This window comes from Micromonospora sp. MW-13, assembly GCF_003434305.1.
GTDB lineage: Bacteria > Actinomycetota > Actinomycetes > Mycobacteriales > Micromonosporaceae > Micromonospora.
Genome location: NZ_QKKX01000001.1, coordinates 139,207 through 155,661, shown reverse-complemented (window position 1 = coordinate 155,661; position 16,455 = coordinate 139,207). Strand labels below are relative to the sequence as shown.

At 73.5% G+C, this 16,455-nt stretch carries 14 protein-coding genes, 1 tRNA gene and 1 pseudogene; 4 read left to right on the top strand and 12 right to left on the bottom strand.

All coding sequences use genetic code 11. The features are described from left to right. Positions 1–87: 87 nt before the first annotated feature. The 3 genes from C5N14_RS00735 to C5N14_RS00725 all read right to left on the bottom strand — a co-directional run bounded on the left by C5N14_RS00735 (position 88) and on the right by C5N14_RS00725 (position 1,101). Entirely contained in the window at positions 88–507 is a 420-nt protein-coding gene (locus C5N14_RS00735; protein ID WP_117664843.1) for a VOC family protein, read from the bottom strand. Positions 508–541: 34 nt separating this feature from the next. Further along, a complete protein-coding gene (locus tag C5N14_RS00730; RefSeq protein WP_117664842.1) occupies positions 542–940 on the bottom strand; it encodes a helix-turn-helix domain-containing protein in 399 nt (132 codons plus the stop codon). An 84-nt stretch (positions 941–1,024) separates the two neighbouring features. Next, positions 1,025–1,101, bottom strand: a tRNA-Thr gene (locus tag C5N14_RS00725). Between the two features lie 366 nt (positions 1,102–1,467). On the opposite strand from C5N14_RS00725, the gene C5N14_RS00720 reads away from it, so the two are divergent. Continuing rightward, a complete protein-coding gene (locus tag C5N14_RS00720; RefSeq protein ID WP_117664841.1) occupies positions 1,468–2,559 on the top strand; it encodes an ABC transporter ATP-binding protein in 1,092 nt (363 codons plus the stop codon). Positions 2,560–2,729: 170 nt separating this feature from the next. Here the strand turns inward: C5N14_RS00720 and rlmB are convergent, their stop codons facing one another. Next, on the bottom strand, positions 2,730–3,878 hold the full coding sequence (rlmB, locus tag C5N14_RS00715) for a 23S rRNA (guanosine(2251)-2'-O)-methyltransferase RlmB (RefSeq protein WP_117664840.1): 1,149 nt from the start codon (positions 3,876–3,878) through the stop codon (positions 2,730–2,732). After that, positions 3,878–5,293 carry a cysteine--tRNA ligase gene (gene cysS / locus C5N14_RS00710; RefSeq protein ID WP_117664839.1) on the bottom strand — a complete coding sequence of 472 codons (1,416 nt, stop codon included), beginning with the start codon at positions 5,291–5,293 and terminating at the stop codon, positions 3,878–3,880. Before cysS ends, rlmB begins: the two co-directional genes overlap by 1 nt. Positions 5,294–5,356: 63 nt before the next feature. Between cysS and C5N14_RS00705 the strand changes: the two genes are divergently transcribed. Further along, positions 5,357–6,046 carry an IclR family transcriptional regulator gene (locus C5N14_RS00705; protein ID WP_117664838.1) on the top strand — a complete coding sequence of 230 codons (690 nt, stop codon included), beginning with the start codon at positions 5,357–5,359 and terminating at the stop codon, positions 6,044–6,046. Between the two features lie 258 nt (positions 6,047–6,304). Next, on the top strand, positions 6,305–7,504 hold the full coding sequence (locus tag C5N14_RS32565) for a hypothetical protein (protein WP_207892567.1): 1,200 nt from the start codon (positions 6,305–6,307) through the stop codon (positions 7,502–7,504). A 261-nt stretch (positions 7,505–7,765) separates the two neighbouring features. Here the strand turns inward: C5N14_RS32565 and C5N14_RS00690 are convergent. The 3 genes and pseudogenes from C5N14_RS00690 to C5N14_RS00680 all read right to left on the bottom strand — a co-directional run. After that, positions 7,766–8,209 (bottom strand): annotated as a pseudogene (locus C5N14_RS00690) (S8 family serine peptidase); the annotation flags it as partial. A gap of 165 nt (positions 8,210–8,374) precedes the next feature. After that, a complete protein-coding gene (locus tag C5N14_RS00685) occupies positions 8,375–9,076 on the bottom strand; it encodes an HAD family hydrolase (protein WP_117664837.1) in 702 nt (233 codons plus the stop codon). 39 nt (positions 9,077–9,115) lie between these two features. Continuing rightward, complete coding sequence (locus tag C5N14_RS00680; RefSeq protein WP_117664836.1) at positions 9,116–10,090, bottom strand: DMT family transporter; 975 nt, start codon at positions 10,088–10,090, stop codon at positions 9,116–9,118. 76 nt (positions 10,091–10,166) lie between these two features. Between C5N14_RS00680 and C5N14_RS00675 the strand changes: the two genes are divergently transcribed. After that, the gene (locus C5N14_RS00675) at positions 10,167–10,712 is read left to right on the top strand and encodes a CGNR zinc finger domain-containing protein (protein ID WP_117664835.1); all 546 of its coding nucleotides are present in this window, start codon (positions 10,167–10,169) and stop codon (positions 10,710–10,712) included. On the opposite strand, the gene C5N14_RS00670 is transcribed toward C5N14_RS00675, so the two are convergent. From C5N14_RS00670 to C5N14_RS00655, 4 genes are all read right to left on the bottom strand, one after another. Then, on the bottom strand, positions 10,679–11,314 hold the full coding sequence (locus tag C5N14_RS00670; RefSeq protein WP_243639015.1) for a GNAT family N-acetyltransferase: 636 nt from the start codon (positions 11,312–11,314) through the stop codon (positions 10,679–10,681). The genes C5N14_RS00675 and C5N14_RS00670 overlap by 34 nt on opposite strands. Continuing rightward, entirely contained in the window at positions 11,311–11,625 is a 315-nt protein-coding gene (locus C5N14_RS00665) for a hypothetical protein (protein WP_128763498.1), read from the bottom strand. The genes C5N14_RS00670 and C5N14_RS00665 overlap by 4 nt, the downstream gene beginning before the upstream one ends. A gap of 319 nt (positions 11,626–11,944) precedes the next feature. After that, positions 11,945–13,354, bottom strand: a complete 1,410-nt coding sequence (locus C5N14_RS00660) for a class II fumarate hydratase (protein ID WP_207892566.1) — start codon at positions 13,352–13,354, stop codon at positions 11,945–11,947. Positions 13,355–13,389: 35 nt separating this feature from the next. Next, complete coding sequence (locus tag C5N14_RS00655) at positions 13,390–16,371, bottom strand: AfsR/SARP family transcriptional regulator (protein ID WP_117664832.1); 2,982 nt, start codon at positions 16,369–16,371, stop codon at positions 13,390–13,392. Between the last annotated feature and the right edge of the window lie 84 nt (positions 16,372–16,455).

Sequence of the window (16,455 nt, the reverse complement as noted above, 5' to 3'; positions counted from 1 at the left end):
TTGAACGCGAAGCTGCCGCCCAGGGGCCGGCGCCTGCCTTCGCCCCTGGGCGGCAGCCAACCCGCCCCTACCTACCGCCGCGCGCGCTCAGGCGCGGGAGAACATCTGGCCGATGCGGATCTTGTTGCCGAACGGGTCCCGGATGCCGAAGTCGATGCCGTACGGGCGGTCGGTCGGCTCGTCGGTGATCTCCACCCCCTTCGCCACCAGCTCCTTGTACGTCTTGTGCGCGTCGTCCGTGGTCATGAAGAGGTAGCCGCCCAGCGCTCCCTTGGTGAGCAGCTCGCGGACCTGCTCGGCCGTGGCCGGGTCCAGGGCCGGCGAGCCGGGCGTCTCCAGCAGGATCTCCCGCTCCGGGTCGCCGGGCAGGTTGACCGTCAGCCAGCGCATGAAGCCGAGGTCCTGGTCGGTGTTGACCTCCATGCCGAGCTTGCCCACGTAGAAGTCGAGGGCCTCGTCCTGGTCGAGCACGTAGATCTGGGAGCGGCTGATCGCGTTCATCGTCATGCCGAAGACGCTATGCGACCCGCTGAGCTGCTGCTTATCCAAAACTGCTAGGTCGCATCCAGGCCTTGGCGAAGCACGCGGGCACGTCCGCCGGGCCCTTGCGCCGGCGGTACTCCGTCGGCGGCTCGCCGACGATCTGCCGGAACGTGCGGCTGAACGTGCCGAGGCTGCCGAACCCGACCGCGTAACAGATCTCGGTGACGTCCAGGTCGGTCTGGGTGAGCAGGTACATGGCCCGCTCGACCCGGCGCCGTTGCAGGTAACGGTGCGGCGTCTCGCCGAAGGTGGCACGGAAGGTACGGATGAAGTGCGCTTCGGAGACGTGCGCGATCCGGGCCAGGGCGGGGATGTCCAGCGGCTCCGCGTACGCCCGGTCCATGGCGTCCCGGGCCCGGAGCATGGCCCGGTTGGACTCCTCCACCGCTCGGCTCATCCCACCTCCGTCCGGCGCGGCTGGAGGCCTGCGGACTTCCGGCGCGGAGGCCGGAATCCCGCCCTCCGGGACACCGCGAAACTGTGGAGCCCCCGGCCGGGATCGAACCGGCGACATCTCGCTTACAAGGCGAGTGCTCTGGCCAGCTGAGCTACAGGGGCAGGTCGTGCGTGGCCAGCATAAGCGACAGACCTCGGGACTTGTCCCTCGGCAGGCCCTCCCAGCACGGAAAACGCCGATTTGCCGACCCTGCCGGTGATCATTCGACGGCGGGCGGGCGAAATAGGGCGGAGATTGATGCCTGGCTGTGCTCGACTGACCGGAATGTGAAAGCCGTCCGTCCCATCCGATGCTTCCAGTCTTGGCAGGTTGCGAAAACCCGTTTACCGTGCAGTGACACGGATGACACCTCCGGCGGCCCCCGCTGCCCGGAAGCGTCGTCCGGAAGGCCGACGCCGCACGGCGCCGGTTGCTCCTTCACTCGGATCGTCCGGCACGTTCCTGCCGGTGAAAGGAAGCGCTCCAGCATGGCCACGGTCACCTACGCGAAGGCGTCCCGCATCTACGCGGGCACCGAGCGTCCCGCAGTGAACCAGCTCGACCTCGAGATCGGCGACGGCGAGTTCCTCGTCCTGGTCGGCCCCTCCGGTTGCGGCAAGTCCACCAGCCTGCGCATGCTCGCCGGCCTGGAGGACGTCGACGACGGCGCGATCTACATCGACCAGCGCGACGTCACCCACCTCCCGCCGAAGGCCCGCGACATCGCGATGGTCTTCCAGAACTACGCCCTCTACCCGCACATGTCGGTGTACGAGAACATGGCGTTCGCCCTGAAGCTGCGCAAGACCCCCAAGGACGAGATCGACCGGCGGGTCAAGGAGGCGGCCGGGCTGCTCCAGCTTGAGGAGTTCCTCAGCCGCAAGCCGAAGGCCCTCTCCGGCGGTCAGCGCCAGCGGGTCGCGATGGGCCGGGCGATCGTCCGCGAGCCGCAGGTCTTCCTCATGGACGAGCCGCTGTCGAACCTCGACGCCAAGCTCCGGGTGCAGACCCGTACCCAGATCGCGTCGTTGCAGGCGAAGCTCGGCATCACCACGGTCTACGTCACCCACGACCAGGTCGAGGCCATGACCATGGGCCACCGGGTGGCGGTCATGCTCGACGGCGTCCTCCAGCAGGTGGACACCCCGCGGGCGCTCTACGACACCCCGGCCAACGTGTTCGTCGCCGGTTTCATGGGTTCCCCGGCGATGAACATCAAGACCGTCCCGCTGACCGAGCAGTGCGCCGCGTTCGCCGAGCTGAACCTGCCGCTGACCCGCGAGCAGGCCGAGGCGGCCCGCGCCGAGGGCAGCAACGGCAAGGTGACCGTGGGCTTCCGTCCGGAGGACTGCGACCTGGTGAGCCCGAACGAGGGCGGCATGCCGGTCGTGGTCGAGCTGGTCGAGGACCTCGGCTCGGACGCGAACGTCTACGGCCACGCCGCACTGGAGGGCCACAACGAGCGCTTCGTGGTCCGCACCGACCGGCGCACCATGCCGAACATGGGCGACACCGTGTTCGTCAAGCCGCGGGCCGGCCGTATCCACGCCTTCAACGCCGCCACCGGCAAGCGGATCTGACGTAGCAGCGGGAAGGGGCGGTCCGCCAGCCGGCGGGCCGCCCCTTCGTCGTACCCGGGTGTCGGGCGCGGCCGGGTGGATGCTCCGGGGCCGGTCGTACCGTCTCGGCAGTACGCGCTGCGGGCCGCCCCCGGATGGGGACGGCCCGCCGCGTCACTCGTGTTCCGGGCTCACGCCTCCGCGCGGCGGCGGCGGGCCACCTCGGCGAGGGCAACCGCGGCGGCGACGCTGGCGTTGAGCGACTCCACCTCGGAGACCATCGGGATGCTCACGGTCAGGTCGCAGGTCTCGCCGACCAGCCGGGACAGCCCCCGGCCCTCCGAGCCGACCACCACGACCAGCGGCCCGACGGCCGCCTCCAGGTCGTACAGGTCGGTCTCGCCGTCGGCGTCCAGGCCGACGACCATGAAGCCGGCGTCCCGGCAGGCCTTGAGCGACCGGGTCAGGTTGGTGACCTGGGCGACGGGCACCCGCGCCGCCGCGCCGGCGCTGGTCCGCCAGGCGGTCGCGGTGATCCCGGCCGCCCGCCGCTCCGGTACGAAGACCCCCTGCGCGCCGAACGCGGCGGCGGACCGGATCACCGCGCCGAGGTTGCGCGGATCGGTGACGCCGTCCAGCGCCACCAGCAGCGGGGCGGTCTGCTCCAGCGACGCGGCGACCAGGTCCTCGAAGGGCTGGTACGCGAACGGCGGCACCTGGAGGCCGACGCCCTGGTGCAGCACGCCGCCGGTCATCCGGTCCAGCTCGGCGCGGCTGATCTCCAGAATGGCGATGCCCCGGTCGGCGGCGGTGCGGACGATCTCGTTGACCCGGTCGTCGGTCTCGATGCCCTGGGCGATGTAGAGCGCGGTGGCCGGCACCTGGGTACGCAGCGACTCCAGCACCGGGTTCCGCCCGACCAGCAGCTCCGGGCTGTCCTTCGCCGGGTTGGACTTGCGCCCCGGCGCGACCCGGGGACCGGTGCGGCCGGTCGGCCCGCCGCCCCGGCCGCCGGCGCCGCCCCGGCCGCCGGCGCCGCCCCGGGCGGTGGGCACGCCCCGGCCGCCGCCCCGGCCCCAGGTGGTGTCCTTGGAGCCCGGCTTGCCGATCTTGGGGACCCGCCCCTCCTCGGCCGCCGCCCGGCGCTCCTTGTCCTGCTTCCAGGCGGTGCGCTGGGGCAGCTTCTCGGTGCCCGAGTACGCCTTGTGCCAGGGACGCTCGTCGGCGGGCAGGGTCTTGCCCCGGCCCGCGAGGGCGTCCTTGTTCTTGCCTCCGGAGCCCTTCGGGGCACCCGCCTTCGGCGTCAGTCGCCGGCCACGGCGCTGCGAGTTGCCGGCCATCAGTCCTGCTCTCCAATAGTCCAACGGGGGCCCTGAGGGGTGTCCTCGACCAGCACACCGGCCTGCTTGAGCTGGTCGCGGACGGCGTCCGCGGCGGCCCAGTCCTTCCGACCGCGGGCCTGCGCCCGCTGGTCCAGGGCCAACGCGACCAGCGAGTCCACCACGCCGCGCAGGTCGTCCACGCGACCACCGCCGGTCCACGCGTCGTCGAGGGGGTCGATCCCGAGGATATCCAGCATGGCCCGCGCGGAGCCGAGCGCCGTGCGGACGGTCACATCGTCGGCGGCGGCCAGCGCGGTGTTGCCGTCCCGGATCACCTCCTGGAGCACCGCGAACGCGGCCGAGGTGTTCAGGTCGTCGTCCATCGCGGCGACGAAGGCGTCCGGCAGTTCACCGAGCGTCCCGGCGCCGACCCGCTCGGCGGCCCGCTGGACGAACCCCTCGATCCGCCGGAAGCCCGTCGCCCACTCGCGCAGCGCGTCCTCGGTGTAGTCGATCAGCGACCGGTAGTGCGCGACCGCGTAGTAGTAGCGCAGCTCGATCGGGCGTACCCCGAGCGCCGCCACGTACGCCAGGTCGAGGGCGTTGCCGGTCGACTTGCCCATCTTCGCCCCGCCGATGCCGAGCAACCCGTGGTGCACCCAGTAGCGGGCGAACGGCAGGCCGGCGGCCTGCGACTGGGCGACCTCGTTCTCGTGGTGCGGGAAGGTCAGGTCGAGCCCGCCGCCGTGGATGTCGAACTCGGCGCCCAGATAGCGCCAGCACATCGCCGAGCACTCGATGTGCCACCCGGGCCGCCCCCGTCCCCACGGCGAGGGCCAGTACGCGTCGGCCGGCTCGTCGGGCTTCGCGCCCTTCCACAGGGCGAAGTCGCGCGGGTCGCGCTTGCCCCGTTCCGGGGCGTCGTCGGCGGCCTGCATGGCGTCCGGCGACTGGCCGGAGAGCGCGCCGTACGCCGGCCAGGAGGCCACGTCGAAGTAGACGTCGCCGGAGCCGTCGGTGGCCGGGTAGGCGTGCCCGGTGTCGATCAGCTTCGCGATCAGCTCGTGCATCTCCGGGACGTGCCCGGTGGCCCGCGGCTCGTACGTCGGCGGCAGCACGTTCAGCGCCCGGTACGCCCCGGCCAGCGCCAGCTCGTTGGCGTACGCGATCGACCAGAACGGCCGGCCCTGCTCGACGGCCTTGACCAGGATCTTGTCGTCGATGTCGGTCAGGTTGCGGATGAACCGGACCTCGAAACCCTTCGCCAGCAGCCAGCGGCGCAGCACGTCGTAGTTGACGCCGGAGCGAAGGTGGCCGATGTGCGGGGGTGCCTGGAGGGTGAGACCACACAGGTAGACCCCCACCTTGCCGGCTTCCCGCGGGACGAAGTCCCGCACCGATCGGGTGGCGGTGTCATACAGGCGTAGCGTCACCGTATCAGGGTAGCCGCCCACGCGTTCCCGGGTCGTCCGGTGCCGGGTCGTACGCTGCCCCTCGTGGATGAGGCGGCACGGCAGGACGGCACGACGGCCCGGCCCGGCGACAGGGGGCGCGGGGGCGAGACGGCCCAGACGCTGGACCGGGGGCTGCGGCTGCTGCACCTGGTCGCCGACGCCCCTGGCGGGCTGACCGTCACCGAGGCGGCGAACCGGCTGGGCATCGGCCGGGCGGCCGTCTACCGGCTGGTCGGCGCGCTGAGCGGACACGGCATGGTGCGGCGGGACGGTGACGGCCGGCTGCGCCTCGGCGCCGGGGTGCTGCACCTGGCCCGGCGGGCCCAGCCGCTGCTCGCCGAGGGCGCGCTGCCGGCCCTGCGCCGGCTCGCCGAACAGGCCGGCGCGACCGCCCACCTCACCGTGGTCGAGGGCGGCGAGGGCATCGCCCTGGCGGTGGTGGAGCCGAGCTGGACGTCGTTGCACGTGGCGTACCGGACGGGGACGCGGCACCCGCTGGAGCGGGGGGCGGCCGGCCGGGCCATCCTCGCCGGCCGGTCGGGCTCCGCCGGCCCGGTGGGCACCAGCGGCGAGCTGCAACCCGGCGCGTACGGGGTGGCCGCCCCGGTGCTCGGCGTGCCGGGCCTGGAGGCGAGCGTGGGGGTGGTGGCCCTGGCCCCGCTGGACCCGGAGGTGGTCGGCGAGCAGGTGCTCGCGGCGGCCACCGCCATCGCCACCGCCCTCGCCCCCTGACCCGCCTGCGGGCTCGGTCGACGCACGCCTTGACCAACTTCGGGTACGGCACAACGCGGCCTCTCGTGCGCCACATGCCCCGACTTGCCGCACATCGCGTCGCACCCACCCCGGCCTGCTGGTGGCTCGTCGAGCGGGTCAGCCCATTACCACAGGTGAAGGCCCTCCGATGGACTGTCCACAGGCGACAGGAGGACGGGGCGGAGCGGTTTTCCACAGGGGTGTCGGGTGGCCGGCGGCAGCCGGCAGCCTGGGCACATGCCCCGACACGCTGATCGCCCGTCCGCCCTCGCCTGGCAGGTCTTCCGCGCCTCCGACGCGATCCGGCTGGGCCTCGTCACCGCGCACCGGCTGCGCAGCTCGGCCTGGGTCAACCTGCGCCGCGACATCTACGCCGATTCACGCCTCGACCACGACCACGCCCTCTCCTGTCGCGCGGTGTCCCTGCAACTGCCCCCGGGTGCGGCGTTCGCCGGGCCGTCGGCGGCCCTGCTGCACGGTGTCGAGCACGCCGCCGAGTTCTCCGCCGACGTGCACGTGGCCAGCCCCCGCACGGCCGGGCTGCGCAGCCAGCGAGGGCTGCGGGTGCACCTGACCGACCTGCCCGTCACCAGCCCGCCCACCACCCCCGCGCCGATGCTCGCCACCACGGCCGCCCTCGTCCTCGCCCCCGGGGCCGTCCTCGCCCCTGAACCCGCCATCGCCCCCGGGCCCGTCCTGGCCCCTGAACCCACCGTCGCCGCCGGGGCCGTCCTGGCCACCGGCGTCCCGCCTGCCACCAACCCGGCCGTCATGCGCCCGGCCGTAATCAGCCGGGACACCGGTGGCACGGCACCGCCGCCGGGCAGGGGTGGGGTGGGCATCGCCGAGCGGCGGCCCGGCCGCCCCCTCGATCAGGGTTCGTCGCTGATGGTGGCGGAGGCGGCGTGGGCCCTGCCCCGCACCGACCCGGCGATGGCAGCCTGGGAGACCGCCGTCTGGCTGGAGCCCTTCCGGGCCGTCGGGATCGTCGACAGCCTGCTCCGCAAGGGCCTGACCACCCGGGCCGCCCTCGCCGGGATCGGCGCCCGCAACGCGGAGCGCCCCGGTGGCCGCCGGGCGAGATGGGTCTTCGACCTGGCCGATCCCGGTGCACAGTCCCCGCCGGAGTCCGAGTTGCGGGTCCGGCTGGTGCTCGCCGGGCTGCCCCGCCCGGTCGCACAGCACCCGGTCCGACTGGCGTCGGGGCTCGTCCTGCATCCGGATCTGGCCTGGCCGCAGTTCCGCGTCGCGGTCGAGTACGACGGCACCTGGCACGCCGACGCCGAGCAGTTGCACCGCGACCGCCAGCGGCTCAACCAGCTCGTCGGCGCGGGTTGGCTCGTGCTGCACGTGACCGGCCGCCGGCTGCGGCACGACTTCCCCGCGTTGGCCCGGGAGGTCCATGCCACCCTGGCGTCCCGGGGCTGGCGTCGCTGACCCCGCCCGCCCCGGCGCACGCCGGTGACCAGCTCGGCATGCGGCACGTCGCGCCTTCCCCCACCTGGACGACTGCCATGTGCCGGACCCGAGAAGTGGGTCAGTCGACCCGGCCCGGCGACCCGTCGTCCCCGGCGGACGACGAGGGCCCGGGACGACGAGGGCCCGGGACGGCGGAGGGCCCGGGACGGCGGAGGGCCCGGGACGGCGAGGGGCCCGGGCAACGGTGGTCGTCCGGGCCCCTCCCGGTGGCACCGGTCGTCACATCCGGGTCGTCACCGCCGCGTACGCGTCGATGATGCCGTGGCCGTAGAAGCCGTTGAACTTGGCGTCACCGGCGCAGTAGGCGTTGAACTCGGCGTCCCGGCCCTCGTTGGTGTACGTCTGCAGGCGCGGCTCCGGGCAGGCGCGCTCCGTGGCGGCGCGGTAGAGCTGCCGCTCGACCTTGACCGGGTCCAGACCCAGGCCGTCCCTGGTCTTCTTGCCGTACTTGCTGACGATCAGCGCGGCGACGCCACTGACGTGCGGCGACGCCATCGAGGTGCCCTGGAGGTAGGTGTAGTAGCCGCAGGCACCGTTGACCTTGCACTGCTTGAACACCGACTCCTCGAAGCCCTCGACGATGTTGCCGTTCTCGTCGACCGACCCCTCCTCCTGGAGCACGTGCTTTGGGTACGTGGAAAGGATCATGTTGGCGTCGAGGCGGCGGTGAAGCGCTGCTCACCACATCAGTTCCTCTCGTTGAGGGACGCGGCAGCCATCCCATATCGCCGACGGGCGTTCCGCTAGATGGGAGTCCGTATTACACGGCAATCGAACTTTCGTCCGCCTGCTGTCATCGGGACGGCGACGGGGGACTCGGCGGGCGGGTTACGCCTCACTCATCTCCCGCTCGGCGGAGAGCCGGCCGATCGCGTCCGGCACGTCGGCCAGGGTGGAGACCTCGGCGTCGGCCGGCACACCGGGCGGGCGGGGCAGGCCGAGGCGGTTGAGCCAGACCGCCCGCAGCCCGGCGCGCCGGGCCGCGAGCACGTCGTGGCTGGGCGAGTCGCCGACGTACAGGATCCGCTCCGCCGGCACCCCGGCCGCCTCGACCACCGCGGCGAAGAACTCGGGGGCGGGCTTCTTCGGCAGGCCGTTCTCGTGCGCGTACAGCTCGAAGGCGAACTCACCGGCGAGTCCGCAGCGCTCGGCGCGGCTGTTGCCGTTGGTGGCGTAGCCCAGGGTGTACCGGCCGCGCAGGGCGGTGAGCGCCGGCAGCACGTCGGGAAAGGGACGGGTCAGCGCGAAACGCCGGGCGAAGAAGAGTGCCGCGACGTCGTCCAGGTGCGCGTCGAGGCCGGCCCGGGCGAGCGACCGGGCCAGCGCGGTCCGCCGGATCTCCATGACGGGGACGGCACTCATGGCGGCGAACACCGCGTGCCAGTCGGACTCCAGCTCCGCGAGGCTGACCCCGGCCGCCGCCGGGGTCAGCCGCCGCATCTCCTCCAGTACGGCCACCAGCCCGCCGGTGACCGCCGGGCGCAGGTCGATCAGGGTCTCGTCGGCGTCGAACACGACATGGGTCAGCATCCGGCCAGCCTCCCACCCGTCGGCGCGATCGTGGGACCGTCAGCAGTCGACGGCGAGCGCGGGTTCGACGGGAGGGCCGGCCGGCCGGTCGTCGACGCGCGACTCGCGTAGCTCGTCGAGGCGGACCAGGGCGACCCCTGCGATGATCAGGGCGCCGCCGAAAAGCTGGACGACGGTCGGCAACTCGCCCAGTACCAGCCAGGCGATGAGCACCGCGAACATCACCTCGGTCAGCCCGACGAACGAGGAGAGCCGGGCCCCGAGGATCCGGGTTCCGGCGATCCCGGACAGGTACGCGACCACGGCGGCGACCAGCGACAGGCCGGCGATGGGGACCAGCCAACTGGTGCGCTGCCCCGCGAAGGTCAACTCGCCGAAGGTCGCCCGCAGCGGCAGCACCCCGGCCAGGCCGAGCAGAAGCAGGACCGCCGCGCCGACGGCCATGCCGGCGCTGGCCATCGTCACGGACGGCAGGCTGTCGTCGAGGCGGCCGGCGATCACGAAGTACCCGGCCAGCCCGACCGCCGCGCCGAGTCCCCAGAGCACGCCGACCGGGTCGAGGCGGCCGGCGCCGGTCAGGTCGAGGACGCCGACGAGGCCGGCCAGCGCCGCGACCGCCCCGGCCACGGTCAGCCGGCGCGGACGCTGCCCGTGGACCAGCCACATCCAGCCGACCACGAGGATGATGCCCAGATACTCCAGCAGCAGCGCCACGCCGACCGGGAGATAGCGGACGGCGTTGAAGAAACACGCCTGGGCGAGCGCGACGCCGAGCAGCCCGAAGACACCGACCGGGGCGAGGTTGCGCCGAAGCACGCCCCACCGGCCGCGCAGGGCCAGCACCCCGGGCACCGCGAGGACGGCGGCGGCGATGCCGACCCGGGCGACCACGGCGGCCTCCGCGGACCACCCGGCCTCGATCAGCGACCGGGCGAAGGTGCCCGAGGTGGCGAACGTGACGGCCGACAACAGCACCAGGCCGAGACCGGTGCCGGCGGCAGGTCGTGGACGCATCGAATTTCCCCAGTACGTCATGAGTGAAGTAGCCTTAGACCGATGACGCTAGACGGGTCACCTGATAGGAGTCAAGTTGCTTTTCGCCCATGACACCGAGTGCGGGCTGATCGCCGCCGCCGCCCTGGTCAACACCGCTGGTGGCTGCGGGGAGGCGCTGCCCGACGTGGCGGCCCTGGACGCGTTCTTCGGCGCGCACGGCTGGACCGGCCGGCACGAGCACACCGAGGCGGAGCTACGGTCGGTGCGGGACCTGCGGCCCCGGCTGCGCCGGATCTGGCACGCCGACACCGACGGGATCGTCGCCATCGTCAACGGGCTGCTGCGTGAGGCCGGGGCACTGCCGCAGCTCATCCGGCACGACGACGAGCCGTACCACCTGCACGCCGTGCCCACGGACGCGCCGCTGGCCACCCGGATGGCGGTCGAGGCCGCGATGGCCCTGGCCGACCTGGTACGCAGCGGCGAACTGTCCCGGCTGCGCGTGTGCGACCACCCGGACTGCGACAACGTACTGGTCGACCTGTCGAAGAACCGTTCCCGGCGGTACTGCGACGCGGGCTGCGGAAACCGCGCCGCGGTCACCGCCTACCGGGCCCGCAGGGCCGCCGCCCGCCCCTGACCCGCGTCCCACTCGTCGCGGAGCAGCTCGTACTCGACCTCGCCGTGCTCGGTGCCCTCGATCGGGTCGTCCCAATCCAGGTGGAACGTCCGCACGTACCGCAGGCCCGCCTTCTCCATCACCCGACGCGAGGCGACGTTGACCGCCATCGTCTCCGCCCAGATCCGGCGTAGGCCGAGAGTGGTGAACCCGTACCGGACCAGGGCCCGGGACCCCTCGGTGGCCAGCCCGCGCCCCCACCCCGCCCGCCGCAGCCGGTACCCCAGCTCCGCCTGCCCCGCAGTTCCGCCCCGGGAGGCGTCAGCCGCCTCCGCGTCGAGGGCGAACCAGCCGAGGAAGCTCCCGGTCGCCCGGTCGGTCGCGGCCCACCGGCCCATCCCGGGGTGACGGTCGTACCCGGTCAGCAGCCGAGGCAGCACCTCGGCCCGGACCACCTCGGCCAGCGTGGGCCGGCCCCCGGTCAGGTAACGCATGACCGCCGGATCGGAGTCCAGCTCCACCAGGGCGTCGGCGTCGGCCTCCGTGAACCTCCGCAGCCGCAGCCGCGCGGTCTCCAGCAGCACCTCGCCGATCCCAATCCCACCGCCACCGCCACCGGTCACGTCACCACCACCAACCCTGCCGTCGCCAGCCACGCCGCCATCAGCCCTGCCACCACACCGGCCACGCCACAAGCGGCCCGGCCACCGCCAGCCCTGCCAGCACTGGCTACGCCATCGCCGGCCACGCCACCGGCGGCCCTGCCACCACCGGCCCTGCCAGCACCGGCTACGCCATCGCCGGGCTCGACGCCGGGCGCCCCTGCGGCGGCTGGATCGTGCCCACCCGCGCCCATGTCCACCATGGCCCGGATGATGCCGCCGCCGGGCCCGGCCGTCGACCGGATATCGCCGCGCGCCGTGATCCACTCCATGTCACTGACATGGTGCCTCAACAGCACCCGGATTCCGCTAGGTCACTGACACGGAGTCGATCAACCGGCGCGCGGCCCCGGCCGGGAAGTCCAGGCCGGCGTGAGGTGCGGCGACTCGTCCGGCCGAAAGGCCGCCGGTGTGGTCCCACTGCCGGGGTGATGACGCAGACGGCTCAGCTCCACAGGCAGACCAACTCATGCCCCGACCCCCGGCGCGACCAGCGGTTCGCACCCCAGCCACACCTCGCCGCACATGGCGCTGCGGCCGCTCTGGCTCTACCGGGCCTGCGCCCACGCCCGGCCGGCTGCCGGGACCCGGTCAGGGGTGGGTCATCCGGAGCAGGTCGAGGGCCTCGTCGAGCTGGTCGGCGGTGAGCTTGCCGTTGACCACGTGGCCCCGGGCGATCACCACGTCCCGGATGGCCATCTCCTTGGCCAGCGCCTCCTTGGCGATCGAGGCGGCCTCGTCGTACCCGAGGTGACGGTTGAGCGGGGTGACGATCGAGGGCGAGCCCTCGGCGTACGCCAGGCAGACGTCGGCGTTCGCGATCAGGCCGGCTACGCAGCGGTCGGCGAGCAGGCGGCTCGACGCGGCGATCAGCCGGATCGATTCCAGCAGGTTTCGGGCCATCACCGGCAGCATGACGTTCAGCTCGAAGTCGCCCTGCGAGCCGGCGAAGCCGACCGCCGCGTCGTTGCCGATCACCTGGGCGCAGACCTGCCGGACGGCCTCGGCGACCACCGGGTTCACCTTGCCGGGCATGATCGACGAGCCGGGCTGGAGGTCCGGAATGCGCAGCTCGCGCAGCCCGGCCCGGGGGCCCGAGCCCATCCACCGGATGTCGTTGGCGATCTTGTAGAGGCCGACCGCGATGGTGCGGAGCTGCCCGGAGGTCTCCACCAGCGCGTCCCGGGCACCCTGTGCCTCGAAGTGGTTACGGGCCTCGGTCAGCGGCAGGCCGGTGGACTCGCGCAGCTTGGCGATCACCGCGGCGGCGAAGCCGAGCGGGGTGTTGATCCCGGTGCCCACGGCGGTGCCGCCAAGCGGCAGCTCGGCCAGCCGGGGCAGCGCCCCCTCCAGCCGTTCGACGCCGTAGCGGACCTGGGCGGCGTACCCGCCGAACTCCTGGCCCAGGGTGACCGGCGTGGCGTCCATCAGGTGGGTACGGCCGGCCTTCACCACGGTCTCGAACTCGGCCGACTTGGCCTCCAGCGCCTCGGCGAGGTGGGTCAGCGCCGGCACCAGGTCCTCCACGACGAACTGGGTGGCGGCCAGGTGGATCGAGGACGGGAAGACGTCGTTGCTGGACTGGGACGCGTTCACGTCGTCGTTCGGGTGCACGTCCCGGCCCAGCTCCCGGCCGGCCAGGGTGGCGATCACCTCGTTGGTGTTCATGTTGGACGAGGTGCCCGAGCCGGTCTGGAACACGTCGATCGGGAACTGGTCGTCGTACCCGCCGTCGGCCACGTGCGCGGCGGCGGCGGCGATCGCGGCGGCCACGTCGGCGTCGATGACGCCCAGCTCGCCGTTGACCTGAGCAGCCGCGCCCTTGATCTGGGCCAGGGCCTTGATCTGGGCCGGCTCGATCCCCCGCCCGGAGATCGGGAAGTTCTGCACCGCGCGCTGGGTCTGCGCTCGCCACAGCGCCTCGGCGGGCACCTCCACCTCGCCCATCGAGTCGCGTTCGATCCGGTAGCCCGCTGCCTCTGGAGTCGTCACGCCCACCATCCTGCCCCGACCGCCGCCGGGCCGCAGATGATCGCTCAGTCCAGCCCGGCGAGCAGCCGCTCGACCTCGTGCCGGTCCGGCGAGCCGACCTGCCGGAACAGCTCCAGGGCCCGGTGCCAGTGGGACCGGGCGGAGGCCGGGTCGACGGGCCGCAGGCAGCGGGCGATGCCGTCCAGCGCCCGGCCCTGCTCGTAGCGGACGTCGAGCCGCAGCGCGTCGCCGAGCACCCGGCGGTGCAGGTCCAGCGCGCTGGCCCGGTCCCCCTGGTCGAGCAGCGCCCGGGCCAGCAGGTTTCGGGACGCGCACTGCCCGGCCCGGTCGCCCACCTCGGTCATCGCGACCAGCGCCTCCCGGTGCCGGGCCGCCGCGGCCTCGGGACGACCCGCCGAGCGCTCGATCACGCCCATCTCGTTGAGCAGCTCGCCGACGCCGTACCGGTTGCCGAGCCGGCGCTTGAGCCGCAGCGCGACGTGCAGGCGACGCACGGCCACCTCGCCGTGCCCCAGGCGGGCCCGGGCCATGCCGACGTGGCCCATCGCGTTCGCCACGTCGTAGAGGGTGCCGACGGCCCGGGCCAGGGCGAGCTGCCGGCGGGAGACCGCCAGGGACCCCTCCGGCCGGCCGGCCATCAGCAGGATCGACGCCTGGTTGGTGAAGGTGGCGACGATCCCGCCGTCGTGCCTCTCGGCCCGCAGCAACGCCAGCGCCTTGTCCAGATGCGCCAGCGCCGTGGGGAGGTCGCCGGTGACCGAGTGGACCGCGGCCATGTTCTTGTGGGTGCCGGCCTGACCGATCCGGTCGCCCAGGCGTTCCCGCAGCCGCAGGGCGACCCGCATCGACGCCAGCGCCTCCCGGTAGCGGCCGAGGCGGTGGTGGCCGGAGGCGAGGTAGTTGTGCATGGTGGCGATGGCGACGTCGTCGCCCAGCCGCTCGGCGGCGCGCAGCCCGGCCTCGTGCGCCTCGATCAGCTCGTCGAGGTGCCCCTCGGCGAACCAGTAGCTCCAGCAGGCCCGGGCCAACTGCCAGCAGTACCGGTCGCGGCCCTCCTGCTCGGCCAGCCGCACCAGCGCCACCAGCATCGCCCGGTTCTCGTCCAGCCAGTCCTGGCCCTCGGTCAGGCAGGAGCGGACCAGGTCGGGACGTCCCACCGGCGGCAGCGCGAAGGGGGCGTTGCTGGCCGACCGGTTGACCAGGCGGGCGAGTTCCGCGCCGGTGTGCAGGTGGAAGTTGAGCAGCCGCTCCAGCGCCGCCTGTCGCGCGTCGACCGCCCCCGGCTCGGCCAGCCGGTGCCGGGCGTAGTCGCGGACCAGGTCGTGGAAGCGAAACCGACCCGGCTCCGGCTCCTCGACGAGGTGGGCGTCGACCAGGTCGTCGAGCAGGTCCTGCGCGTCGGACAGGGCCAGGTCGGCGACCGCCGCCGCCACCCGGTTGTCGAAGAACGCCCCCGGGATCACCCCGAGCAGCCGGAACATCCGCTGCGCCGCCGGGCTCACCTGCGCGTACGACAGGGCGAAGGCCTGGCCGACGGAGCGTTCGCCCGCGACCAGCTCGGTGAGGACGTCGCGGCCAGCGGCCAGCCGGCCGGCGAGGTCGGCGACCCGCCAGCTCGGCCGGTGGGCGAGCCGGGCGCCCGCGAGCCGGATCGCCAGCGGGAGGTGGCCGCAGCGCCGGACCACCTCGGCGGCGGCGACCGGCTCGGCGGACACCCGGTCGACGCCCACCACCCGGGCGAGCAGCTCAACCGCCTCGTCCGGGTCCAGCACGGACAGCGAGGAGGGCTTCCCACCGTCCAGACCGGTCAGCCGCCACCGGCTGGTGATCAGGGTGAGGCAACCCCGGCCGCTGGGCAGCAGCGGCGCCACCTGGGCGGCGCTGGCCGCGTTGTCGAGCACCACCACGGCCCGCCGGCCGGCGAGCTCGCTGCGCCAGAGCGCGGCCCGCTCGTCGGCGTCGTTGGGGATACGCTCGCCGGACACCCCGAGCTGGCGCAGCAGCCCAGCCAGCGCGGCGGCCGGCGACAGCGGCTCCCGCTCGCTGTGCCCGTGCAGGTCGACGAAGAGGTGCGCGTCCGGATAGCGGTCGCCGAGGGCGGTCGCCAGGTGCACCGCGAGAGTCGTCTTGCCGCTGCCGGCCATCCCGTCGATGAGCTGGACCCGGGCGTCGTCCTCCTCGATGTCCTTGACCAGCCGGGCGACCGTCTGCTGCCGCCCGGTGAAGTCGCTGATCGCCCGGGGCAGGCCCCGCACCGGGGCGGTCGGCCCTCGCCCGGGACCGGCCAGCGCCAGGTCGCCGGCGAGGACCCGCTGGTGCAGCTCCTGCAACGCCGCGCCGGGCTCGATGCCCAGCTCCTCGGCGTAGAGTCGCCGGCCCTCCCGGTAGACGGCCAGGGCGTCGGCCTGCCGGCCGACCGCGGAGAGGACGAGCATCGCCTGGCCGCGCAGCCGCTCCCGCAGCGGGTTGCGGTCCACCGCCTCGGTCAGCTCGTCGACGAGGTCGGCGGCGCGGCCGAGCCGCAGCTCGACGTCGACGCACTCCTCCAGTGCGGCGATCCGCTGTTCGTCGAGGACCTGGGCGCGGCGTCGGACGGTACGGCTGGTGACGCCGCTCAGGGCGGCCCCGCGCCACAGGCCGAGCGCGGCCCGGAACTGGCGCTGCGCCTCCGGAAGCCGACCTGCCGCCACGGCGGCCCGGGCGGCGTCGACCCGCTCGGCGAACAGTTCCGCGTCCAGGTCGACCGGGGCGACCCGGATGCCGTAACCGGCCGGGTCGGTGAGGATCAGGTCGGCGGGCATGCCCAGCTCGGTGAGGCGCCGCCGGAGCCGGGACACGCAGGTCTGGAGCTGCGCCCGGGCGGTGGCCGGGGGACGTTCCTCCCACACGGCGTCGATCAGCTCCTCGGCCGACACCACCCGGCCGTAGCGCAGCAGGAGCACGGCGAGCACGGTGCGGTCCCGGGCCGCGGTGACGGTGGCCTCGCCGCCGCCCACCCGCAGTGGTCCCAGGATTCCGAACCGCATGACCGTTGCCCCCCCGCTGGCCCGTGGAACATCCAGCAGCGTAACCCGATGATGACGGGCCGCCACTTGCAGGCCGATAGCGAG